Origin of the sequence: Paenibacillus sophorae (assembly GCF_018966525.1) — a bacterium.
Taxonomy (GTDB): domain Bacteria; phylum Bacillota; class Bacilli; order Paenibacillales; family Paenibacillaceae; genus Paenibacillus_AQ; species Paenibacillus_AQ sophorae.
This window is the reverse complement of record NZ_CP076607.1, coordinates 5,213,247-5,236,020: the sequence shown is the minus strand read 5'-3', so window position 1 is coordinate 5,236,020 and position 22,774 is coordinate 5,213,247. Positions and strand designations below refer to the sequence as shown.

General features: G+C 51.9%; 19 protein-coding genes. 17 read left to right on the top strand and 2 right to left on the bottom strand.

All coding sequences use genetic code 11. The annotated features are described in order from the left end of the window. From KP014_RS25355 to rlmN, 5 genes are all read left to right on the top strand, one after another. Positions 1 to 984, top strand: a complete 984-nt coding sequence (locus KP014_RS25355) for an ABC transporter substrate-binding protein (protein WP_051500332.1) — start codon at positions 1 to 3, stop codon at positions 982 to 984. After that, positions 968 to 1,741, top strand: a complete 774-nt coding sequence (locus KP014_RS25350; RefSeq protein ID WP_036598530.1) for an ABC transporter ATP-binding protein — start codon at positions 968 to 970, stop codon at positions 1,739 to 1,741. Before KP014_RS25355 ends, KP014_RS25350 begins: the two co-directional genes overlap by 17 nt. After that, positions 1,735 to 2,490, top strand: coding sequence for an ABC transporter permease (locus KP014_RS25345; protein ID WP_051500331.1), 756 nt, complete (start codon positions 1,735 to 1,737; stop codon positions 2,488 to 2,490). Before KP014_RS25350 ends, KP014_RS25345 begins: the two co-directional genes overlap by 7 nt. Positions 2,491 to 2,657: 167 nt before the next feature. Further along, positions 2,658 to 5,051, top strand: a complete 2,394-nt coding sequence (locus KP014_RS25340) for an S-layer homology domain-containing protein (protein WP_036598529.1) — start codon at positions 2,658 to 2,660, stop codon at positions 5,049 to 5,051. 181 nt (positions 5,052 to 5,232) lie between these two features. Continuing rightward, the gene (rlmN, locus tag KP014_RS25335; protein WP_036598528.1) at positions 5,233 to 6,300 is read left to right on the top strand and encodes a dual-specificity RNA methyltransferase RlmN; all 1,068 of its coding nucleotides are present in this window, start codon (positions 5,233 to 5,235) and stop codon (positions 6,298 to 6,300) included. Positions 6,301 to 6,475: 175 nt separating this feature from the next. Here the strand turns inward: rlmN and KP014_RS25330 are convergent, their stop codons facing one another. Then, positions 6,476 to 7,306: a TerC family protein gene (locus tag KP014_RS25330; RefSeq protein ID WP_175491874.1), complete on the bottom strand. Its 831-nt coding sequence runs from the start codon at positions 7,304 to 7,306 to the stop codon at positions 6,476 to 6,478. A 767-nt stretch (positions 7,307 to 8,073) separates the two neighbouring features. On the opposite strand from KP014_RS25330, the gene nifB reads away from it, so the two are divergent. The 11 genes from nifB (at position 8,074) to KP014_RS25275 (ending at position 20,346) form a co-directional block, all read left to right on the top strand. Then, complete coding sequence (gene nifB, locus KP014_RS25325) at positions 8,074 to 9,450, top strand: nitrogenase cofactor biosynthesis protein NifB (protein WP_090834296.1); 1,377 nt, start codon at positions 8,074 to 8,076, stop codon at positions 9,448 to 9,450. A 6-nt stretch (positions 9,451 to 9,456) separates the two neighbouring features. Beyond that, positions 9,457 to 10,335 carry a nitrogenase iron protein gene (gene nifH / locus KP014_RS25320; RefSeq protein ID WP_216700418.1) on the top strand — a complete coding sequence of 293 codons (879 nt, stop codon included), beginning with the start codon at positions 9,457 to 9,459 and terminating at the stop codon, positions 10,333 to 10,335. Positions 10,336 to 10,478: 143 nt separating this feature from the next. Beyond that, positions 10,479 to 11,936, top strand: a complete 1,458-nt coding sequence (nifD, locus tag KP014_RS25315; RefSeq protein ID WP_036598245.1) for a nitrogenase molybdenum-iron protein alpha chain — start codon at positions 10,479 to 10,481, stop codon at positions 11,934 to 11,936. Next, positions 11,933 to 13,486, top strand: coding sequence for a nitrogenase molybdenum-iron protein subunit beta (gene nifK / locus KP014_RS25310; protein WP_036598247.1), 1,554 nt, complete (start codon positions 11,933 to 11,935; stop codon positions 13,484 to 13,486). Before nifD ends, nifK begins: the two co-directional genes overlap by 4 nt. Positions 13,487 to 13,718: 232 nt before the next feature. After that, positions 13,719 to 15,080 carry a nitrogenase iron-molybdenum cofactor biosynthesis protein NifE gene (gene nifE / locus KP014_RS25305; protein ID WP_036598249.1) on the top strand — a complete coding sequence of 454 codons (1,362 nt, stop codon included), beginning with the start codon at positions 13,719 to 13,721 and terminating at the stop codon, positions 15,078 to 15,080. Next, a complete protein-coding gene (nifN, locus tag KP014_RS25300) occupies positions 15,070 to 16,398 on the top strand; it encodes a nitrogenase iron-molybdenum cofactor biosynthesis protein NifN (protein ID WP_036598251.1) in 1,329 nt (442 codons plus the stop codon). Before nifE ends, nifN begins: the two co-directional genes overlap by 11 nt. After that, positions 16,373 to 16,774: a nitrogen fixation protein NifX gene (nifX, locus tag KP014_RS25295; protein WP_036598253.1), complete on the top strand. Its 402-nt coding sequence runs from the start codon at positions 16,373 to 16,375 to the stop codon at positions 16,772 to 16,774. The genes nifN and nifX overlap by 26 nt, the downstream gene beginning before the upstream one ends. Continuing rightward, the gene (locus KP014_RS25290) at positions 16,758 to 17,318 is read left to right on the top strand and encodes a DUF269 domain-containing protein (RefSeq protein ID WP_036598255.1); all 561 of its coding nucleotides are present in this window, start codon (positions 16,758 to 16,760) and stop codon (positions 17,316 to 17,318) included. The genes nifX and KP014_RS25290 overlap by 17 nt, the downstream gene beginning before the upstream one ends. Before the next feature lie 80 nt (positions 17,319 to 17,398). Continuing rightward, positions 17,399 to 18,154: a HesA/MoeB/ThiF family protein gene (locus KP014_RS25285; protein ID WP_036598257.1), complete on the top strand. Its 756-nt coding sequence runs from the start codon at positions 17,399 to 17,401 to the stop codon at positions 18,152 to 18,154. After that, positions 18,151 to 19,296 carry a homocitrate synthase/isopropylmalate synthase family protein gene (locus tag KP014_RS25280; protein WP_036598259.1) on the top strand — a complete coding sequence of 382 codons (1,146 nt, stop codon included), beginning with the start codon at positions 18,151 to 18,153 and terminating at the stop codon, positions 19,294 to 19,296. The genes KP014_RS25285 and KP014_RS25280 overlap by 4 nt, the downstream gene beginning before the upstream one ends. Before the next feature lie 315 nt (positions 19,297 to 19,611). Beyond that, complete coding sequence (locus KP014_RS25275) at positions 19,612 to 20,346, top strand: class I SAM-dependent methyltransferase (RefSeq protein WP_036598261.1); 735 nt, start codon at positions 19,612 to 19,614, stop codon at positions 20,344 to 20,346. Between the two features lie 243 nt (positions 20,347 to 20,589). On the opposite strand, the gene KP014_RS25270 is transcribed toward KP014_RS25275, so the two are convergent. Continuing rightward, entirely contained in the window at positions 20,590 to 21,201 is a 612-nt protein-coding gene (locus KP014_RS25270) for a phosphatidylglycerophosphatase A family protein (protein WP_051500300.1), read from the bottom strand. 277 nt (positions 21,202 to 21,478) lie between these two features. Between KP014_RS25270 and KP014_RS25265 the strand changes: the two genes are divergently transcribed. Beyond that, positions 21,479 to 22,666: a GerMN domain-containing protein gene (locus KP014_RS25265; protein WP_036598263.1), complete on the top strand. Its 1,188-nt coding sequence runs from the start codon at positions 21,479 to 21,481 to the stop codon at positions 22,664 to 22,666. Positions 22,667 to 22,774 lie beyond the last annotated feature (108 nt).

Genomic DNA, 22,774 nt, shown 5'->3' with positions numbered 1-22,774 from the left:
ATGAAGAAGAACGGAACGATGAACAAAATATTGCTGCTGCTGTTGACAACACTGCTCGCTGCATTGGCCGCAGGCTGCGGTTCTTCCAATGGAAAAAACTCGCCGAGTGCGGAGAATACGGGAACGGCGGGAGAGACCCCCTCGTTATCTTTGGGCATGCTGCCTTCGATCGACGCCATCCCTTTTATTATCGCCCATGAGCAGGGTTTCGACCGCAAACGCGGGGTAAATCTCGACATTCAGACCTTCAAAAGCGCCAAAGATCGCGACGCGGCATTCCAGGCGGGAAAGCTGGAGGGATTCAGCGCAGACCTGGTTGCGGTTGCCATTTACAATAACGCCGGACTGGATGTGAAGATTGCCAGCGCCACCTTCGGTGAGTTCGATCTGCTGACTGGGAATGACGGCATCAAGGAGGTCAAGGACCTGAAGGGCAAGACGGTCATTTTGTCCAAAAACACCTCCACCGAGTACACCGTCGCCACCATGCTGAAGCAGGCGGGTCTGAGCGAACAGGACATTAATGTAACCGAGGTGCCGCAAATCCCGACTAGACTGGAGCTCTTGAAAAATAAAAAGGCGGACGCGGCTGTTCTGCCTGAGCCGTTCGTGACAATGGGCAAAGCCTCCGGCCTACGGGTACTCGGCTCCACACACTCGGCCGGAATCCATCCGTTCGTGTTTGCCATCCCGCAGAGCGCGATCGACGCCAAGCCGAAGGCCATTCAAGCGATGTACGCAGCCTATGACGATGCGGTAGCTTATATGAAGTCCCATGACCAGAGCGAATACGTTGACACGATTATTAAAGCAGTGGGTTACCCTGAGACGCTGAAAAGCCAAATCCAGGTACCCGATTATGTCCCGGCGTCCCAAGTGGACAAGGAGCAGGTCGCGGCGGCTTTCGCCTGGGCGAAGGAGAAGGGACTACTGACCAAGGACCTGTCTCCGGAGGATGTGATCTCAAATGTCCAGTTCAAGTAATAAAGACGGACTTCGCATTAACGGGCTGACCATAAGCTACAAAGAAGGGGTGCCGGCCTTTGGGCCGGCCTCGCTGCACATACCGGAGCATGGGATCTACACACTGATCGGTCCGTCGGGCTGTGGCAAGTCGACGCTCCTTAAGGCCGTTGCCGGCCTTCTTCCCCGGTATACGGGAGACATTACATATAATGGACAGCCCGCGAATGGCCGGGATACCCTCATCGGGCTTGTGCCGCAAACCTACGGCCTGCTGCCCTGGAAGACCGTTACGGCCAATCTCCGTACGGCTCTTGCGGTCACCCTTCCCGGAAGAGAGCGGAAGGAGGAGCGGGAGGAACGAATCAGCCGCTGGCTGGAAGACATGGCCATCGCCGATTTGGCCGGGCGGTACCCTCTCTCGCTCAGCGGAGGACAGCAGCAGCGGGTCGCGGTTGCCAGGGCGTTCGCGCTGCTTCCGGAAATTATGCTGCTGGACGAGCCGTTCTCGGCGCTCGATGCGATGACTCGCGAGACGCTGCAGCGGCTGTTTCTTGAGAACTGGCAAAAGCATCCGGTCACGGCTTTATTTGTGACTCATGATGTGGAAGAAGCGATTTTGCTGGGGGAAAGAATTGTCGTTATGGTGCCTGGCAGCCGGGAGCTTGATATCATCGACAATCCCGTTTTCTCATTAAATTATGAAGATAAACGAAGCAGTGCGGAGTTCTTCGAGCAGACCAAGTTGATCAGAAAGGTAATGCAGGAGAAATGGTAAAAAAAACGGGCTATCATTATATCTTACGGCTATTGCTTGTATTCTTGGGGATCAATGTGGTCTGGTATGCCGCAGCTCTGCTCATCAACATGCCGATTCTGCCGAGCCCCTTTGCAGTTTACGCGTCCTTGTTCCGGCTTGGGTACGTGGAGACCTGGTTGAATATCGGATACAGTCTGTTCCGCGTATTTGCCGGAATGCTGCTCGCGCTTCTGCTCGGCTTGCTGATCGGCCTTCTCATGGGACGTTCTGCATTCTGGAATAAGCTTCTCGACCCCGTCGTCTACCTAACGTATCCCGTGCCCAAAATTGCCCTGCTGCCGGTCGTTATGCTGTTTTTCGGACTTGGGGAAATCTCCAAAATACTGATGATCATGCTGATTCTAATCTTTCAGGTCATTATCTCCGCACGCGACGGCATAAAAGCGATCCCGGGTAGTGCCTACGAAGTACTGTCCAGCATCGGAGCAAGCGCGCTGCATAAATTTTGGCATGTGACGCTGCCTGGGGCGCTGTCGGTCATTCTCAGTACGGTCCGCATTTCACTCGGCACTGCCATTTCGGTGCTGTTTTTTACCGAGATTTACGGAACGGAGCACGGAATGGGCTTTTTTATTATGGATTCATGGCAGCGTCTGGACTACCCCGGAATGTATGCGGGCATACTGCTGTTCAGTCTCGTTGGCTTTATTCTTTTTCTGCTGGTTGATGTGCTGGATCATATCTTTATGAAATGGCGCAGGTCCTGATCGCGATCCACGGCCGTACTTTGCGAAAGACGCCGTCTTCATTAAGCCTTCTTTGCCCCATGGCGGGTGATAGGAGGTTTTTTTCTGTGAGTAAGAGATATTTCATATGGAAAATAAATGAAAATATCTTTATAATTACTAAGAATTGAGAAAAGGAGGATGAGATTTTGAAGAAAAAGCATATCCGTACCCCAGGCTTCACAGTAAAATCCGCATTAACCGGAATGGTGGCATTTACTCTTGTGATGCCTGCAGGATTAGCCGCTGCGGCCTCTTCTTCCGTTACCCTCGTAGCCCAGCCTGTTTCCCTCAATGCGCCTGCCGAAAAATCCCAGAATGCCGCGGCATCTGCGAAGACGGCCGATGCAGACCCTGCTAAGGTCAAGTTTACGAAAGAACAGGCGATCTCCAAGCTGAAAGAGTTGTTTCCCATCTTGGCGGATGCGGAAGTAACAAATGTGGAACTGGGTATTACCAATTCGTTCCCTGCGCCATCCAATCAAATGATATGGAACATTCAGTGGAATTACCAGAAGGGCAATAGCGGATATGGCTTCAGCAGCCAGGTGGACGCCGTTAATGGAGACCTGATCAGTACATCTCTCTATTTTTCGGACCGTCAGCAGAACCAGAGTTATTATCCGCCCGAGATCACCAGGGAACAGGCGCTGGAGAAAGCCAAAGCTTTTATCTCCAAAGCGGCTCCCTCCCTTTCGATTAACGATTTGGAACTGCAGGACGGCATTGATTACATGAGTAATCTTGCACTTTTTGGCCCCGTGCAATACGGGTTTACTTTTAGCGTTATTAAGAACGGCATCACTTCCCCGCTTGAAAATGTCAACATGGTCGTTGCAGCGGACGGCAGCGTAAGGCAGTTCAACAAATCGCCGGAGCATTGGAACTACCCTGCGGTTACAGCTTCGCTTTCACAGGCTAAGGCGGAGCAGACATTCAGCGACCAGTTTGATGTGGAACTTGTTTATATGCCTGTCTACAAGAATGGCGGAGGCAACAGCTGGATCCTGGGCTGGCGGCCGACCGAGCGGGCGCTGTATGCCATCGATGCCTTGACGGGAAAACGGCTGAATACTTCTGGCGCGGAAAGTACGGTCACAACCTCCGTTTACAGCGATGTTCCGCAAGCAACGAGCCGCTTTACTCCCAGAACCGCCGCTACAGAAATAACGAGCGATGAAGCGGCCAAACTGGTTAAGCAAGTCGTTTCGATTCCAGCTGCGAGAAAGCTGGTATCCAGTTCACTGGGCAGCGATTATACGGACACGGACCGGAAGATTTGGAGACTGAACTGGACGGATAACGAGTCTCTCAAGACCGGTTACCCCTCTCAATCTTACGCCGAGGTTGACGCCATTACCGGGCAAATTCTGAGTTTTAATGAAAATCGATATCCAGTCCCGCCTGGCGCCCAGGAAGCCAACAAGCCGAAGGGCAAGGAAACTAACGCGACGCGGCAGCAGGCCAGGAATAAGGCGATCGCCCTGGTCAACCTCCTGTATCCTAACGCCGCCGGCAATCTGAAGCTGGTCGAACGGGAAGATACCGCCGGCGAAGGAGCGGGCTTCACCTTCCAATTCCTTCGCTTTTATAAAGGGGTTCCGGTTAGCGATGGCGGTCTGACGCTTGTGCTCGACCATACCGGCGCACTGAAGACTTATAACGTTCCTCGGACAACAGATCTTGGGAAAGCGGGAGTCGACCTGTCTGCAGTGAAGGTTGCGAAGGCAGAGGCGCGGGCTCAGACTTTTGACCGCTATAAGGTGAAGCTGCAGTATGGAAGCTTCGGAGGCTTCGGAGGTTACGGAGGCTATACCGTTGCCGGTTACAACGAGCCGAAGATCAAGCTTGTATATTCGCCCGTACTTGCAGATCCCGCGAACGTCCCGGAAGTCATTGACGCGGTTACCGGCAAGCTGACGGCTCAATATGAGGTGCCCGGCCAATTGAAGAAAGCAGCCTCCGCTTCCGACATTCAAGGACATGCGGCCGAGCAGGCGCTGTCGACATTGGTGAAATACAATATTCTCGTACCGGATCAGGATGGTAAAGTGAATCCCGATTCCGAGATTACCGCAGGAGACTGGCTGACTTGGATATCCAAAGCGGTTACGCCTTATTTTGGGGGATATAATAACGGAACCGAACCTAAGCCGGTTGCGGGCGTCAGTCCGGAAAACCCATATTATAATGCGGTCTCCTACGCTGTGCAGAACCAGTGGATCGATCCAGGCAGCACGTTCCAAGCGGACACCAAGCTGACACGCGAGGGATTTGCGGTCCTCTTGACTTCCATTGTTAAATACAACAAGATTTCCGCCTTCTTACAGGCAGATCCGGTCTTGGCCCAATTTGGTGACGCCGCCTCGATCACCCGCAAGGGCGAAGTTGCTGTCGCTGTGAAGCTTGGGCTTCTCCAGGGAGAGAACGGCAAATTTAATCCGGCTGACACCGTAACCAAGGCCGAAGCGGCTACGGTAATGATGAAGCTGGTGGAACTCCAGGGCAAGACGGACCAGGCTATCGGACAGCCCATTTACTAATACAGCAAGCACAAAGCTTTAAGCCGTTCAACGGAGGAATTCGCCTTCGCCGGACGGCTTTTTTCTATAAGAATCCTCTTGTTTTAATTAAAAAAATTTGGGACAATAAGATACGATTGCAGTCTAGGCAGCTGCATGTTGAATGACAGGCTTCGTGGAAGCCTTGAAAAGAGGATAAATCATGAGCAAAACTTCCATCTATGGATTGACCTTTGATCAGCTGGCGGCATGGCTGCTGGACCGCGGACACCGTAAATTCCGGGCTCTGCAGGTGTGGGATTGGCTGTATATAAAGCGGGTAACGGATTTTTCGCAAATGGAAGATGTGCATCCGGACGCCTTGCAGCAGTTGGACGAGCATTTTTCCATTCGGACCTTGACCGAGCACGTAAAGCAGGAGTCGATAGACGGTACGGTTAAGTTTCTGTTCCGCCTGCCGGACGGTAATTTGATCGAGACGGTATTAATGCGGCAAAAATACGGGCTGGCTGTTTGCGTAACGACCCAGGTCGGCTGCAATATCGGGTGCAGCTTCTGTGCAAGCGGGCTTTTGTCCAAGAGCCGGGACTTGTCTTCCGGGGAGATTGTGGAGCAGATTATGCAGGTACAGCTGAATCTGGACCGTACGGGGAAGGGTGAAGCGGTAAGCCACATTGTCGTCATGGGCATCGGGGAGCCGTTTGACAATTTTGAAAATATGATAGATTTTCTGCTGATTATCAAGCATCAGAAGGGGCTGGACATCGCCGGACGGCATATCACCGTCTCGACCAGCGGCCTTGCGGACAAAATCATTGAATTTGCCGACCGCAACCTTCAGGTGAATCTGGCCATTTCCCTGCACGCGCCGAATAATGAGCTTCGCACCCGCATCATGAAGATCAACCGCGCCATTCCGATCGAGAAACTGATGCATGCGATTGGCTACTATTTAGAGAAGACGAAGCGGAGAACGACGCTGGAGTATATTTTGCTGCGGGATGTGAACGACCAGCAGGAACATGCGCTGGAACTGGCCAAGCTAATCGCCGGTTATGGCCCGCTCGTCAATGTAAACTTGATTCCGTATAACCCGGTGGATGAGCACAGCGAATATCAGCGCAGCGACCGGGAGACGATTCGGGCTTTCTTCGATACGCTGAAAAAACAGGGCGTGAGCGTCAGCACTCGTCTGGAGCAGGGAACGGACATTGATGCAGCCTGCGGACAACTGCGCAGCAAGCAGATTAAGGCATCGGCGCTGGGATAAGGTTGTTCCCCATGCTTATGAGGTAAAATAACTTACGTATATATCCCATTCACCTCACATCTTCAAGGATTTATAGATGAATTCCTTCCATATAGGGTTTATCTAAACAAACAAGCCCGTTTGCGCTTATTACAGCGTAAACGGGCTGTTTTTGTCGATTAATCAGGAAGTTTGCTTATTTCCCAAGCTGCTTATCCAGTTCGCGGACTGGATTTACACCTTTATTCTCTTCGGTAGTATGCTTGCTCATGAACCAACCGATAGCGGCAATGAGGACGAGGACGATATAGAAAGTCGCTTTCCACAAGGTGCTATGCGCGAAATCCTCGGACAATATACCGAGCGAAGGATGCGCAAGTGTAATGACAGATAGCTTGACGCCAACCCAGCCGACGATAACGAAGGCCGCAACTTCAAGTCCCGGACGGGAATGAAGAAGCTTGACGAAGAAAGAGGCGGCAAAGCGCATGATAACCAGTCCGATAAAGCCCCCGGCAAAAATAACGAGGAACACACCTCCGTCGAGTCCGCCGATTGCGGGAAGACCGCTTGGCGGAAGCGCGACGGCCAGAGCGACCGCGGCGAGAATCGAGTCGACGGCAAAGGCGATGTCAGCCAGCTCCACCTTGAAGACGGTCAGCCAGAAACCGCCTTTCTTTTTGTCCGCGTCTTCCTTTGCGCCGCTTTCCGCGGCTTCTTCCGTTACCGGCTTCTTTGAAGCAATGATTTTGCGGATGATATGATTGGCCGCTATAAACAGCAGATAGATCGCCCCGATCGCCTGCACCTGCCAGATGTCCACCAGGAACGAAATGACGAACAGCGAGCCGAACCTGAAGATGAACGCCCCGAACAGCCCGTAAAAGAGCGCCTTTTTCCTTGTTTCCTCAGGAAGATGTTTTACCATGATTGCCAGCACCAATGCATTGTCCGCGGCGAGCAGCCCTTCCAACCCCACAAGAACAAGCAGTACCCAGCCATATTCCAATAGTAATCCCAAATCCATTGTTGTTACCTCCCTCGCGTTTATGATGACCCAAAAGTATATAAAAAAGACCTTTACCAAACAGATTGAATTCAAAAGCATCAATCTGAATGGTAAAGGTCTCGCTAACAATAAGTTATTGCCAATAAAGCCGGAGAAACGGTTGCGTTCTCGTACTGACGACTTTATTTAACAGCTACTCCCCTTTACGGGATATTCGGTTCACTTAATATCTGCCTAGAAAGATCATATATTAGTTGAGAAACATTGTCAACAGCGTGGGATTTCAATCATACCATCAATGATTTGGAGTTTAATCCGCTAGAATCGACATTCCTTTGTCAGAACAAGGGGATACATGTAGAGAGATCTTTCAGTTAAGCCACTGTAAAAGGGGAGTAAAATGACATTGATTTTCAATGAAAACGGGATATGAAAACGTAAACATGAGATGTGAATGTCATATAAACTAACATATGATTTGACGAAACTGCAAACACGTGGAAATACCTTAAATTTTCTTGTTTACGCTAATTGACGATATACGGGATTGAAAATATGATGAGTGTACAGCAAAGCTTTTCAAGCAAGGTTGAGGTCAGGAAAACTGACATGTCGGATGTAGGTTACCTAACAATAACCTATTTGAGTCTTACCCAAGGAAGCCGGCTGTGAAACATTGAACAGCTGACGCTCCGCAAAACTTAGGCGCATGCCTCCGACGCGAGAATGATGCGAAGTATGCGCAAGGGAGTACAACTCCTCATTACTTTAAGGAGGTGGGAAAAATGAAGCCGCAGCCGACGTCGTGTTCATCAAGTGCAGCAGAGGACGAGATCAGTCGCCACCCTTGCTACAGCGAGGAAGCCCATCGGTTTTTTGCCAGGATGCATATCCCGGTTGCTCCCGCCTGCAACATTCAATGCAACTACTGCAACCGTAAATTCGACTGCGTGAACGAAAGCAGACCTGGGGTTGTCAGTGAGGTGCTCACTCCGGAACAAGCGGAGCGGAAAGTAAAAGGTGTAGCAGCACAGCTCATGCAGCTGTCGGTGGTCGGCATAGCCGGACCAGGCGATCCGCTTGCAAATGCGGATAAGACTTTCGATACATTTGCGAGAGTCAAGAAGCATGTACCCGACGTGATGACCTGTCTCAGCACCAACGGCCTTACACTATACCGGCACATCGATCGGATCGTGGAACTGGGGATCGGACATGTAACGATTACGATCAACGCCATCGACCCTGATGTCGGTAAAGAGATTTATCCATGGGTATTTGATGAAGGAGTGCGTTACGAAGGAAGAGAAGCCGCCGCTCTGCTGATCAGCCGTCAGCTTCAAGGCGTGGAGGAACTGGCTAAGCGAGGCATTCTCGTCAAAGTCAACTCGATTCTGATTCCGGGGGTCAACGACAAGCATCTGGTTGAAGTATCAAAGAAAGTCAAGGAGCTCGGCGCGACGCTTCATAATGTAACGCCGCTGATTATCGCTCCTGGCAGCCAGTATGAGAAAGACGGACGCAAGGCTCCTCATCCAAAAGAACTGAACCAGTTGCAAGAGCAGCTGAGCGAGGGCGGAACCAAGCTGATGCGCCATTGCCGTCAGTGCCGCGCCGATGCGGTTGGGCTGCTCGGCCAGGACCGTAATCAGGATTTCCAACTGGAGACGATGGAAGCCGATCCTGTTATCGACCTCGACGCTAGAGAACAGTTCCAACAGGAGCTCGATAGCAAAATCCGTCAGCGCCTTATCGCGAAGGAGAACCGCCGAACCATTCTTGACGAGAACAAGAAGACCAGAGTCGCGGTTGCTTCCAGAGGCGGGGACAAGGTCAACCAGCATTTTGGCCATGCGACGGAATTCATGATTTTTGATACCGACGGCGCCGAAGTGAAATTCATCGGGATCCGGAAGATACAGGCATACTGCCACGGCACAGCCGATTGCAATGGAGACAAAGACGAAACGCTTCAAGAGATCACCTCGATCCTCAGCGATTGCCGGATTCTTCTCAGCTCCGGTATCGGCGACGCGCCCCGCGCGGTGCTGAACAAAGCAGGCGTACTGCCCCTGGTCCGCAAAGGCGGAATACAGGAAGCTATACTTGAAAGTGTGAAATACGGTTCCTATTTTGAAAATATTAATATATCGAAGGGATGATTATTCATGAGTAAGAAACCAAGACAAATCGCATTTTACGGTAAAGGCGGTATCGGTAAATCCACGACTTCCCAGAACACTTTGGCACAGCTGGCAACCACTTTTGGCCAAAAAATCATGATCGTAGGCTGTGACCCTAAAGCCGACTCCACTCGTCTGATCCTGAACACGAAAGCTCAACAAACTGTACTTCACATGGCCGCTGAATTGGGTTCGGTAGAAGACCTCGAACTCGAAGACGTAGTAGCAACCGGCTTTGGCGACATCCTCTGCGTTGAGTCCGGCGGTCCGGAACCAGGCGTAGGCTGCGCAGGCCGCGGCATCATCACTTCCATCAACTTCCTGGAAGAGCAAGGCGCTTATGACGGTATGGACTTCATCTCCTACGACGTACTGGGTGACGTTGTATGCGGCGGTTTCGCAATGCCTATCCGCGAGAACAAAGCACAAGAGATCTACATCGTCTGTTCCGGTGAAATGATGGCTATGTACGCTGCCAACAACATCGCACGCGGTATCCTGAAGTATGCACAAAGCGGCAGTGTTCGTCTGGGCGGCCTGATCTGTAACAGCCGTAACACCGACCGTGAAGATGAGCTGATCATGGAACTTGCGCGTCGTCTGAACACGCAAATGATCCACTTCGTACCTCGTGACAACGTCGTACAACATGCCGAGCTGAGAAGAATGACGGTTACTCAATACAACCCTGAGCACAACCAAGCCAACGAATACAAGCAACTGGCTGACAAAATCCTGCACAACGAAATGCTGAACATTCCGACTCCGATCGAAATGGACGAACTGGAACAACTGCTGATCGATTTCGGTGTGGTAGAAGACGAAGAAACAGCTCTCAAGAAGCTGGAAGCTGCTGGTCACTAATAAAAAAAAGCGAACAGACTTCGCTTAACAATAGAAGTTGTCCAGTGAATGGAGTGGAGAGACGGTCATTCACTGGACCGAATTAAACAAAGCATGCCCTGCAGGAGGTAATGTCCTGCACAATTGAAAAGGAGGCTCAACGAATGGGACTGGATATTGAGGCGAACAAAAAGTTAGTTGAGGATATACTGGAAGCCTATCCCGATAAAGCAAAAAAAGACCGTAAGAAGCATTTTCAGATTAATACTGAAGAGACTAAGGAATCCTGCAGTTGCTCCCTGAAATCGAACATTAAATCCCGTCCAGGTGTAATGACGCCACGCGGTTGCTCCTATGCCGGTTCCAAAGGCGTGGTATGGGGACCAATCAAGGATATGGTTCATATCTCTCACGGCCCGGTTGGTTGCGGACAATACAGCTGGGGTACTCGCCGCAACTATGCGAACGGTACGCTTGGCATCGACAACTTCACAGCTATGCAAATCACAAGTGATTTCCAAGAGACAGACATCGTCTTTGGCGGCGACAAGAAGCTGGAAATCATCTGCCGTGAGATCAAGGAAATGTTCCCGCTGGCTAAAGGTATCTCTGTTCAATCCGAATGTCCGGTCGGTCTGATCGGCGACGATATTGAAGCTGTATCCAAAAAAATGGCCAAAGAACTGGAAATGCCAGTTGTTCCAGTCCGTTGCGAAGGTTTCCGCGGCGTCAGCCAATCGCTTGGTCACCATATTGCGAACGACGCTATCCGCGACTTTGTAATGGGTAAAGCGGATCTGGCCGAAACCGGTCCTTACGATGTAAATATCATCGGTGACTATAACATCGGCGGTGACGCATGGGCTTCCCGTATCCTGCTGGAAGAAATGGGTCTGCGCGTAATCGCTCAATGGTCCGGTGACGGCACTCTGAACGAGCTGGAAATCGCCCACAAAGCGAAGATGAACCTGATTCACTGCCACCGTTCCATGAACTACATGGTTGATCATATGGAGAAAGCTTACGGTATTCCGTGGATGGAGTACAACTTCTTCGGACCGTCGAAAACTTACGAGAGCCTGCGCGCGATCGCTGCCAAGTTCGACGCAACGATCCAAGAAAACTGCGAGAAGGTTATCGCAAAATACAAGCCGCAAATGGATGCCATCATTGGCAAATACAGACCGCGTCTGGAAGGCAAAAAGGTTATGCTTCTGATCGGCGGCCTGCGTTCCCGTCATACGATTGGCGCATACGAAGATCTGGGCATGGAAATCGTTGCTACCGGCTACGAGTTTGCTCATAAAGATGACTATGAAAGAACCTTCCCTGATATGAAGGTAGGATCGATTATTATGGACGATCCGACAGCATACGAATTGGAAGAGCTCGCTCAAAAACTGAACATCGACCTTATGGGATCGGGTGTTAAGGAAAAATACGTATACCACAAAATGGGTATTCCGTTCCGTCAAATGCACTCGTGGGATTACAGCGGTCCGTACCATGGCTTCGACGGCTTCAAGATTTTTGCCAAGGACATGGATATGACCGTGAACAACCCAATATGGAGTTTGATTGACAAGAAAGAAAAAGTACAGCCAGAGGGGGCGAGCGTATGAGCAAGGAAAAATTGAATATTCCGGACTATAACACCTTGTTTACGGAAGAACGCTATGTACAACAACGTGAGAACAAGAAGCAATTTGAAGCGCCTTGCAGTGATCAGGAAAAAGCAGAAGCGCTCGCTTACTCCAAATCCGCGGAGTACATGGAAAAGAACTTCGATCGTAAAGCGGTCGTTATCAATCCTCACAAAGCTTGCCAACCGCTCGGGTCGGTTATGGCAGCACTCGGATTCGAAAAAACGCTGCCGTTCGTACACGGTTCCCAAGGCTGTAACTCTTACTTCCGCAGCCATCTGAGCCGTCACTTTAAAGAACCTACGCCGGCCGTTTCCTCCTCGATGACTGAGGATGCAGCTGTATTCGGCGGCATGAGCAACATGATCGACGGTCTGCAAAATGCAGTTGCTCTGTACAAACCGGAAATGGTAGCCGTATGTACCACTTGTATGGCGGAAGTTATTGGTGACGACCTGACAGCTTTTATTGGCAATGCTCGTCAAAAAGGCGCAATCGCCGAAGATTTCCCTGTTACGTATGCCAACACGCCTAGCTTCATCGGCTCGCACGTTACTGGGTATGACGCAATGATCAAGAGCATTCTGAACCAGCTGTTTGACCGTTCCGGCCTGACTGCTGCTCCGGGTACTGGCGAAGAAGGCGAGAAGCTGAACGTGCTGCTCGGATTCGAGCCTTATACAGGCAACTTTGCGGAAATCCGCAAAATCCTGAACGCTTTCGATACGAAGTACACGATTCTCGGCGATCACAGCGGCAACTACGATTCCCCGGCTACTGGCGAATACGAGTACTACTATGGCGGAACGAAGCTAGCCGATGTTCCGAAAGCTGCTAACGCGCTGGGTTCACTTGTACTGCAAAAATACACGCTGAAGAAGACTCAAGAATATATCAGCGGAACCTGGAAACAACAAGTTTCCTCCTTGTCCACTCCGCTTGGCGTAAAAGCTACGGATAAGCTGCTCGCAGCTATCAGCGAACTGACTGGACTTCCGGTTCCGGCATCGCTCACCGAAGAACGCGGACGCGTGGTTGACGCTTACGCCGACAGCCATCCTTATCTGCATGGCAAACGCGTTGCTCTTGCCGGTGACCCTGACCTGCTGCTTGGACTTATCGGATTCTGTCTGGAGGTTGGCATGGAGCCGGTTCACATTCTGTGCTCGAACGGCGATGTGGAATTCGACGGCAAGAAGTGGAAGCTTGAAGTTGAAGAACTGCTGGCATCCAGCCCTTACGGTTCCGAAGCAACTGTCTATGTGGGCAAAGACCTTTGGCACCTGCGTTCGCTGCTGCTTAACGATCCGGTTGACCTGGCCATCGGCAGCTCGCACGTTAAATTCGCCGCCAAGGATGCGGGAGTACCGCTGGTCCGTGTAGGCTTCCCGATCTTTGACCGTCATCATATGCATCGTAATCCGATTATCGGCTACCAAGGAGCACTGAATCTGCTGACCTTGATTGTCAATATTGTCCTCGATCAGTTGGACAACAACGAGTCCGGTTTCGGTGATTTGGTTCGCTAATCAATAGGTAAAAAAGGGAGCAGATTTATCTTGGATAAATCTGCTCCCTCATCCTATTTACAGAGAGAATATGTTATAATTTGTACAATACAGATTTGGAATAGTGGCGAAATGTATACGGCTTGGGGTCCAAACGTTTCTGTTCGATTTATTCCGCATTCATTTCAGTTGTTTAGCCTTGTGGGTAGTAGGATTTAGAGCACTGAGTCTTAGCGAAGGAGATGATGATCCAATGGAGCCTATTCGAAAGGAAGAGATAGACGATCAGGCCTGCGGGAGTCTTGCCCCCAAATCAAAGCCTTGTCCACGGCCAAAACCGGGTGAGGCAGCCGGAGGTTGCTCATTCGACGGAGCGCAAATTACATTGCTCCCGATCATGGATGCTGCGCATCTCGTGCATGGACCGGTTGCTTGCGCCGGCAACAGTTGGGAAAGCCGGGGAAGCCTTTCGAGTGGCCCTTCCCTCTCCCAATACGGCTTTGCGACGGATTTGAGCAATAATGACATTATTTTTGGCGGAGAAAAAAAACTGAAAGACAGCATTGACTATATTGCCGGGCGTTTTGCGCCTCCGGCTATCTTTGTATATTCGACCTGCGTTACGGCGCTGATCGGCGAAGACATGGATGCCGTCTGTAAAGAGGCGTCCGGGCGTCTCGGAATCCCGGTAGTTCCTGTGAACAGCCCCGGCTTTGTCGGCAGCAAGAATCTCGGCAACCGGCTCGCGGGCGATGCTTTGCTCCAATATGTTATCGGTACGGGTGAACCGGAACTAGAGGCTTCTATGGGCGTAAACCTGATTGGCGAGTACAACATCGCCGGCGAGATGTGGGATATTGAAAAGCTGATGAATCAGGCGGGAATTACGCTTTTATCCCGCATTACGGGCGATGCCAGATATAAGGAAATTACCTGGGCCCACCGCGCGAAAGCCAATATGGTAGTGTGCAGCCGCGCACTGCTTGGACTGGCGAAGCAGATGGAATCCAAATATGGCATTCCCTATTTTGAAGGTTCGTTCTATGGTGCAAAAGAGACCACCTACTCTTTGCGTCAAATGGCGTTTCTGCTGAACGACAGAGAGATGGAGCGCAGGGTTGACCGGTTGACGGAGCGGGAAGAGAATCGGTTGTCTCATGACCTGCGGCCATACCGCAAAATACTTAAAGGGAAGAAAGCGGTTCTCTATACAGGCGGAGTGAAAAGCTGGTCGGTTATTTCAGCGCTGAAGGAACTGGGCATCCAGGTCGTTGGTGTCGGAACGAACAAAAGCTCGGATGAGGATGTACAGCGGATTGCCGACAGAGTCAGCGATGACACAGAGTACATCCCGGAAGGCGGAGCAAGCCGTATTATCAAGACGGTGAAGGAACGCAAAGCCGACATTATGATTGCCGGCGGGCGGAATATGTATGTTGCAATGAAAGAGCAAATTCCGTTTGTGGATATCAATCAGGAACGCCATAAGGCCTATGCCGGTTACGAAGGTCTGCTGCGGCTGGCCAAGGAATTGGTTGATTCCATGGCTAATCCGATATGGAAGCTCGCCTCCTCGCCAGCTCCGTGGGACAAGGAGGGCAGCTATGACCGTTAAGAAAAGAAGCAAACCGGTATCGGTTAATCCGCTGAAAATAGGCCAGTCTCTCGGCGGTATACTGGCGATGCAGGGCTGCTATCGGGCCATGCCGGTTGTTCATGGCTCGCAGGGCTGCTCCGCCTTTCCCAAAGCGCTTCTGACTCGGCATTTTCGTGAACCGATTGCAGTACAGACTTCAGCATTGCAGGAAATGGACGTTATTTTCGACGCAAACCGCAATTTGGAAGAAGCCCTGAACGCAGTGCTGTCCAAGCATCGTCCCGACATTATCGGGATCATCGGGACTGAGTTGACCGATGTTGCAGGGGTGGATTACCAGAGTATGCTGAAGTCGTACAAGAGAGAGCGGAATATGCGCGGCGGGCTTGCCTTCTCTGTGACGCTGCCAGACTTTCGCGGATCGCTCGAATCCGGATTCAGTGTAACTGTTGAAGCGATGGTCGATGAACTTATTCAGCAGGCGGGTCTTCGGGGACAGCGGAACGTGAATTCCCGCCAGATTACGCTGCTGCCGGGTTCTTATCTCACACCTGGGGACGTAATGGAACTCAAGGAAATCGTATCCTCCTTTGGCTTTGAGGTCATCGCGCTTCCTGATATATCGACTTCTCTGTCGGGACATCTCCTGACAGGATTCTCACCGCTGACCAGAGGCGGGGTTCCTTTGGACTCAATGCTGCAGAGCTTGCAGTCGGGGCTTACTATCGCCTTTGGCGCCAGTATGGAACGTCCGGCCAGAAGACTGCATAACGCTCTGGGTACGCCATACAAGGTGTTCCAAGGAACGATGGGGCTCAAGGCTTCCGACGAGCTGCTGAATTTCCTGCATCAAATCAGCGGTGTTCCTGTTCCCATCCGGTACTGCTGGCAGCGTGAAAATCTGCTTGACTGTATGCTTGATGCACACTTTCAGTTTGCCGGTGTCTCCGCTCTGGCTGCGCTTGAACCGGATCATCTTCGCTCTGTCTCGGAATGGCTGGATGAGCTGGGGGTTGAGCAAAAGGCGCTGATTACCTCGTATGAAACGCCGGCGGTGGCCGAAATGGAGCGCGAGGTATGGGTCGGCGACCTGGACGACGCCGAGGTGCTCGGAAGCGGAGCCGATTTGTGGATCGGAAGTTCGCACGGAATTGCGGGAGCGGAGCGTATTGGAGCGGCTTTCCTGGCTGCTGGTTTCCCGATATGGAATGAGCTCGGATCGTATATGAATGTTTCCGTCGGCTATCGTGGAGCGATGGAGTGGACCAATAAAGCAGGCAATCTATTAATGAGAAGGGAGGCGGAGCATCGTGAAAGTAGCATTCGCCACAGATGACGGAGTTCGTGTAAATGCCCATTTTGGGCAAAGTTCGATGTTTGCCATTTATAATCTTACGAAGGGTAGCAGCGAGCTTTTGGAGCTGCGCAGAATACCCGACATCGCAGCCCAGGATGAAATGGGCAAGATCGACAGCCGGATTGAGGCTATCGAAGACTGCACATTGATTTTTCTTATGCAGATTGGAGCATCGGCGGCAGCGAAGGTGACCCGCCGCAAAATCATGCCGGTCAAAGTACCGTTCGGAAGTCCGATCGATGAACAGGTTAAACGGCTCGAGGAGATGCTGCAGGGTAAACCGCCAATGTGGCTGGCCAAGGTGCTGCGTGCGGAGGAAGAGGAAGGAGCTGGGGTTAATGGATCAAATGGCTAACGAAGTCGCATGTGCGAACGAACAGCCGGCGGACAACGCTCAAGTGCGACCGAAGCGCCGCTCCAAACCGGCGCCCGATCCTGAAAAGGCGGAGCGGCTTGTCCGCCGTTTGAACGATCTGCTCAGCGCGAGCGATTATTTTGGGCGCTATGCTTCCCTTACTCCCGAGGAAAAGATTGCGAAACTGTTCCTGGCTTCAGCGGAGGATAAGGCTCAATCGGACATTAATTGCACGGCGTCCGATGAGGTCCGCCGCCAGGTGCCCGTATTGTTTCAGGCCATCGCTAGCCTGATGGAGGAGAAGAGCGGCTTGATGATTCAAAGCTCCGCGGAAATTAATGTCGAAGGGTTCGGACGTGGACTGATCTACAGCGGCCGCATTATTCTTGTGATGAAGAGCCTCCGCGCAGGCTTTCCATTTCCGTTCACTTCTCTGGAGAAAACCGTTGCCTATGGGGTCGCTTGCTTGGATGAGGGCCTTGCCTTCTTGGATAAGTATAAAGAACAGACTGCTGTGCACGGATTACTCAGTCTGGAGGGATAAACTTCATTGTCAAGAAACACCTCCGATCCTATACTATTATGAAACTATTAAATCATGAGCTATAACGGAGGTATAATGCGATGGAGCAAGGGTCGATCGGCTTGCTGGAACAGGAGCGGTATGCACGGCAGTTGAAGCTGCTGGGAGAGAACGGACAGAAAGCGCTGAAAGAAGCGACGGTAATGATCGCCGGTATCGGCGGTCTGGGTGGTACGGCAGCGATTTATTTGGCGGCTGCAGGAGTCGGTAAATTGATTCTCGCGCATGAAGGGAAAATTCTCTTGCCGGACCTGAACCGCCAGATTCTAATGGATAGCGAACACTTGGGAATGGAGCGGATGAGCACGGCCGTAGAGCATTTGCGGCGGCTCAATCCCGAGATGGAAATCGAGGGTTACAATTCCAAGATCGAGTACGACAAGGCAAAGTCTTGGGTTGAGAGCGCCGATATCGTTATCGACGCCCGTTATGATTTTCCGGAGCGGTACGTATTGAATCGACTCTGCGTAGAAGCCGGCAAGCCGATGGTGGAATCGGCGATGTACGGCTTTGAAATATCTTTGACAACAATGGTTCCAGGAGAGACGCCTTGTCTGGAATGTCTTTATCCCGACAACCAGCCTCAGTGGGAACCTTTTGGATTTCCAGTTCTGGGCGCAACCTCCGGTATTGCGGGTTGCCTGGCTGCGCTGGAAGCCGTAAAATGGATTACAAGGGTAGGGCCGGCCTATACCGGCATTATGCATCGCTTTAACTCACTTGACTTTAGCACCTACAGTGTCCGACTTGCCCGTAATCCGAATTGCGCTTGCTGCGGAGAAGGAGGTAAACCGTGAAAAGTCTCAAGCTATGTGACACAACTCTAAGGGATGGCGAACAGGCGGCTGGAGTATCATTCACGAGGGCGGAAAAGCTGGAAATCGCAAGATTGCTGTCGGAGTGCGGTGTAGAGCAAGCGGAGATCGGTATTCCGGCTATGGGGATTCGGGAACAGGAGGATATTGCGGCGATTGCCGCCCTCGGACTTCCCATGAAGCTGATGACTTGGAACCGTGCACTCAAAAGCGATATCGACAAGGCTTTGGCGACGGGAGTAAAGTGGTGTCATATTTCTATTCCCGTCTCCGAAGTTCAGCTTAGGGGCAAGCTTGGGCTTTCGCCCGCCGAAGGATTAGCCAAGCTGCTTCGCGCGGTGGAATATGCGCGTGGGCTGGGTATGGCCGTGTCGGTCGGTATGGAAGATTCGTCTCGCGCGGACATGAGTTTTCTTGTGGAATTGGTCAATTCGCTATATAAGGAAGGCGGTATTCGCTGGTTCCGTTATGCGGATACGGTTTCCGCGCATCATCCCGGTCAGATGGCTGGGCGGATAAGTACGCTGCTTGGAGCTGTACCGTCCGATGTGGAACTTGAAGTGCACTGCCATAACGATTTCGGTTTGGCTGTCGCGAATACACTGAGCGGCATCGCCGCCGGAGCGACGTGGGCGAGTACGACAGTCGCGGGAATTGGTGAGCGAACAGGCAATGCGGCGATGGAGGAGGTTGCGCTGGCCTGGCGTTATTTGTACGGCGGCCATAGTGACATCCGGGCCGAATTGCTCCAGCTGATTGCCGATATGGTGATCACGGCTTCGGGCCGCAGCGTCGGAGATTCCAAGCCGATTGTAGGAAAGATGGCGTTCACACATGAATCGGGTATTCATGTGGACGGACTGGTGAAGGATAGGGAGACCTACCAGACCTTTAACCCTGCTGAAGTCGGCAGAGAGCATAGTTTCGTACTCGGCAAGCACTCCGGGACGGGTGGCGTCGCTCTTGTACTTGGTAAGCGGGGGCTGGAAGTGGACCCGGATACGGCAGCAAGACTGCTGGTGCGTGTCCGAGAATATGCCGAGACCAGTAAAGACAATGTGCCGGAAGCCCTGTTGGTAGAATGGTTGCTGGAAGAACAACAGCAGGCCCAGAACGCGGTGTGAGAAGATGGTGAAAGCTGGTAAGCGGCTCCTAACAAAGGCAGGGCTGAAGCAACAATGGATAAAATATTAACTCAAGAACTAAGGGACTGATTCACGGGATAAGCTTTTCCTTGCGAATCGGTCCCTTTTATGTACGGAAAGCGGCAATCTGCCGCGCGACCGGGTGTCGAATGACTCATAGATTATCGTTATATTTCATGAAGCGCGAGTGACTTGCAGCTTTGAGTTTACCGGCAAAAGAGGGTAAAATAATCGGTACATTTGCAAAAACATAGACGGGATAAATGAAAACGGACATGCGGGAGGAGACAGGACATGGGCGAATGGTATGAGAAAAGCTTTGGAGAGGACTATCTGATTGTATATAGGCATCGGGATTTCGGAGGGGCGCGGAGGGAAGTCGAGCGGATGATCGGCTGGCTTGGCCTGCCGGCCAAAGCCAAAGTGCTGGACCTGTGCTGCGGCATGGGACGGCATTCGCTGGCGCTCGCGGAAGCGGGCTACGAGGTCACCGGAATCGACCTCTCGGAAGCGCTGCTGCGCGAGGCACGCGCCCAGGAAGGCGCAGAACGGGTCGCCTGGGTCCGGTCCGACATGCGGGAGCTGCCGCTTGAGGGCGGCTTTGATGCAGTAGTCAATCTCTTCACATCCTTTGGTTACTTTGAAGAGGACGAAGAGCATCTGAAGGTTCTGCGGGAAATTCGGCGGATGCTGAAGCCGGGAGGAAAGTTCATCATCGATTTCCTTAATCCTTCCTATGTGATTACCCATTTGGTACCGCATTCCACCCGGGAAGACGGAGACAATCTGATTGACGAGAAGCGGCGGATCGAGAACGGTTATGTAAAGAAAGATATCATTTTAACGTCCAAATTGGATGGAACCCCGCGACAATACCATGAGCGGGTGAAGTTGTATTCGCTGGAGAAATTCCGCGATCTAATCGAGGATGCCGGTCTCTCGATCGAAGCGGTGCACGGAAGCTACGATGAGGAGAAATATGAGGCCGAAACCTCGCCGCGCATGATTTTTGTAGGGACTCGTCCGTAGATGAACAGAAACTGGAGACAGGAGCTGAGCAGATGAGCGGCATTGGAGGAGAGGATGGAAAGATCCTCTTTTATTCAATAAAAACATAGCTGTTCTCTTTGCAAAACAGCCGGCGAAAGAAAGATTCCGCCGGCTGTTTCTTTTAATATATCAGAACGTAAAAATTCCGAAACCCAGCTTCCGGATAAAGCAGCAATGGACTGCCGTCAATAAGAAAGTTGGACGCTATCTGTGAGAAATTATTCAAGCTTCGTTATTCCGCTGCATCTTCTCCGCGTCCAAGGTATTGGACGTCTCCTCGCTATCCTCCGGTTCATGCGGAAGTCCCAACTCTTTCTCACGCTCGGCCTGCTTGCGGTGGGCAATCCGGCTGCTGGCCGCGGCAGCAATGGCCCCGACGATGTCATCCAGGAAGGTGTGCACTTTCCCGTCGCTTTTGTCGTTCAGCCTTTCCAGAACGCCGGGAGGCTTCAGCTTGTCGATATAGCCGTAATTGGTAAAGCCGATGCTGCCATATACATTGACAATGGAGAAGGCCAGTATCTCATCAACCCCGTAAAGACTTTCGTCATTTTCAATCATTTCCTGAAGCGGGGGAAGCAGCTTGCCTTCTTCCGCCAGCAGATCGAGCTGAATACCGGTCAGCACGGCATTTTGTATTTCCCGCTTGCTGAGCACCCTCTCGATATTGTGAACGCATTCCTCCATGGTTAATGAAGGGTAATATTTCTGCTGAAGCAGCAGGACAAGTTCCGCAATCTCTTCAATCTTTACACCGCGTGTGTGAAGCCAGGCCCTCGTTGCCTGTGCGACGGCTTTGCTGTTCAGACTGTAAGGAATTTTCACATCGTCCATGTTAAGTCACCCCGCTAAAAATGTCGTTGATTGGACCTCTGACCGGCTGGCATGGATCTCCATACCAGCCGTAGTCAAATTGTACGTTCACAGGAAGTATTTGTCCAGAAGAGGAGACTTATTCGGAATTCGCCAGCTTTGGCGGGTGAGGACCGGAGGTTGCAGTGACCAGCAGACACTCGCTATTTTAGGATAAGCTGTTGTTATTTTTTAGCCGGGGGGCTCGTATACATAACAGTACAAACCGTATCGATAACCTTGAAAGGGGCAAATCCAAATGAAAAATAAGCAAAAACTTGCCTTGGCTTCCGCGGCCTGCCTGCTGGCATTTCCACTAGCGCTGTCCGGCTGCGGCTGGTTCGGCTCAGACCAATCGGCTGCCATTGACCCTCCGCCTAGCGACGTGGAGGAGCAAATGCTGCAGACGAGCGGGAATACGCTGGATACCGGAGTATTCGCACCTTTTGCGGAGGAAAGTGCAGACAATGGAGTAAGCGGCAGCGACTCAGGCGGGGGCGCTGCTGATTCAGGCGCCGCGGCAAATAACGCTGCAGCCGGAAGCGGGAATTCGGCGTCTAAAGGCGAAAACGATTCGACAGCTGCCCGCACGACCGTATTTTTGCAGAATGATAACGGCCTGCTTGCTCCCGTAGCGCTCACTTTTCCTGCATCAGGCAAAGACGGTGCGCTGAAGCAGTCGCTTGAAGCGTTAGTTGACGGTGGAGCCTACGCCGCAGATCTGCCCGACGGTTTCCATGGTGTCCTGCCACAAGGCACAGAAGTTAAAAATGTAACGGTTGACCATAATCTGGCCGTCGCCGAGTTTGGCGGCAAATTCGGCACTTATGCTCCGTCTGACGAACGGAAACTGATGGAGGCCGTTACTTGGACGCTGACCGGCCAGGAAGGAATTACGGGAGTGCAGCTGTGGGTTGACGGTAAAAAGCTGGATGAGATGCCGCTTAAGGGAACGCCGCTCGACCGTCCGCTAACCCGCAGCATAGGAATTAATCTGCCATCTCAAGGTCCGGTTTCAATGAATTTCAGTACGGTTACCGTTTATTTCTCGGCAGCTTCGCCGGGCGGTGTCCAGTATTATGTTCCGGTAACCCGCTTTGTAACGCCGGGACAGGACCCGCTCAAAGCAGCGCTGAACGAGTTGATTGAGGGACCCGATTCCGAGAATGGTCTGGAAACGGTAATGACCTCAGAGACGTCGCTGGATTCCGTCGAGAAAGGACAGAACGGGGTAGTCACGGTATCGCTGAACGACGATATGTTCGATGACGGCAGCCAGGTTCCCGCCGAACTGCTGGAGTCCGTAGTACTCACGATTGCCCAGAACTCGGACGATGCCATGGTCCAGGTCCGCATGAACGGCAAGCAGACGGTTACCGGTACCGACAATGTCGATTACGGTAAGCCCGTATCGGCGCCGCAATATGTGAATGAACTCCCGCTCTAAGGGATAACTTAACTATTACTTGATATTTTTCTAAAAGTCTTATGCTCCGTGAACGCTGCGTACGAAGGAGAGCCCTGATTGCGCCCGGACGCTGCCTAGCCACCAGGC

What these genes read in the sequence shown, in the direction of transcription:
- KP014_RS25265 (WP_036598263.1), top strand. Translation starts at nt 21,479, where the DNA reads ATGAAAAATAAGCAAAAACTTGCCTTGGCTTCCGCGGCCTGCCTGCTG.
- KP014_RS25350 (WP_036598530.1), top strand. Translation starts at nt 968, where the DNA reads ATGTCCAGTTCAAGTAATAAAGACGGACTTCGCATTAACGGGCTGACC.
- nifK (WP_036598247.1), top strand. Translation starts at nt 11,933, where the DNA reads ATGAGCAAGGAAAAATTGAATATTCCGGACTATAACACCTTGTTTACG.
- rlmN (WP_036598528.1), top strand. Translation starts at nt 5,233, where the DNA reads ATGAGCAAAACTTCCATCTATGGATTGACCTTTGATCAGCTGGCGGCA.
- KP014_RS25330 (WP_175491874.1), bottom strand. Translation starts at nt 7,306, where the DNA reads ATGGATTTGGGATTACTATTGGAATATGGCTGGGTACTGCTTGTTCTT.
- nifH (WP_216700418.1), top strand. Translation starts at nt 9,457, where the DNA reads ATGAGTAAGAAACCAAGACAAATCGCATTTTACGGTAAAGGCGGTATC.
- nifD (WP_036598245.1), top strand. Translation starts at nt 10,479, where the DNA reads ATGGGACTGGATATTGAGGCGAACAAAAAGTTAGTTGAGGATATACTG.
- KP014_RS25285 (WP_036598257.1), top strand. Translation starts at nt 17,399, where the DNA reads ATGGAGCAAGGGTCGATCGGCTTGCTGGAACAGGAGCGGTATGCACGG.
- KP014_RS25355 (WP_051500332.1), top strand. Translation starts at nt 1, where the DNA reads ATGAAGAAGAACGGAACGATGAACAAAATATTGCTGCTGCTGTTGACA.
- KP014_RS25275 (WP_036598261.1), top strand. Translation starts at nt 19,612, where the DNA reads ATGGGCGAATGGTATGAGAAAAGCTTTGGAGAGGACTATCTGATTGTA.
- nifB (WP_090834296.1), top strand. Translation starts at nt 8,074, where the DNA reads ATGAAGCCGCAGCCGACGTCGTGTTCATCAAGTGCAGCAGAGGACGAG.
- KP014_RS25290 (WP_036598255.1), top strand. Translation starts at nt 16,758, where the DNA reads ATGGATCAAATGGCTAACGAAGTCGCATGTGCGAACGAACAGCCGGCG.
- nifE (WP_036598249.1), top strand. Translation starts at nt 13,719, where the DNA reads ATGGAGCCTATTCGAAAGGAAGAGATAGACGATCAGGCCTGCGGGAGT.
- nifN (WP_036598251.1), top strand. Translation starts at nt 15,070, where the DNA reads ATGACCGTTAAGAAAAGAAGCAAACCGGTATCGGTTAATCCGCTGAAA.
- KP014_RS25345 (WP_051500331.1), top strand. Translation starts at nt 1,735, where the DNA reads ATGGTAAAAAAAACGGGCTATCATTATATCTTACGGCTATTGCTTGTA.
- KP014_RS25270 (WP_051500300.1), bottom strand. Translation starts at nt 21,201, where the DNA reads ATGGACGATGTGAAAATTCCTTACAGTCTGAACAGCAAAGCCGTCGCA.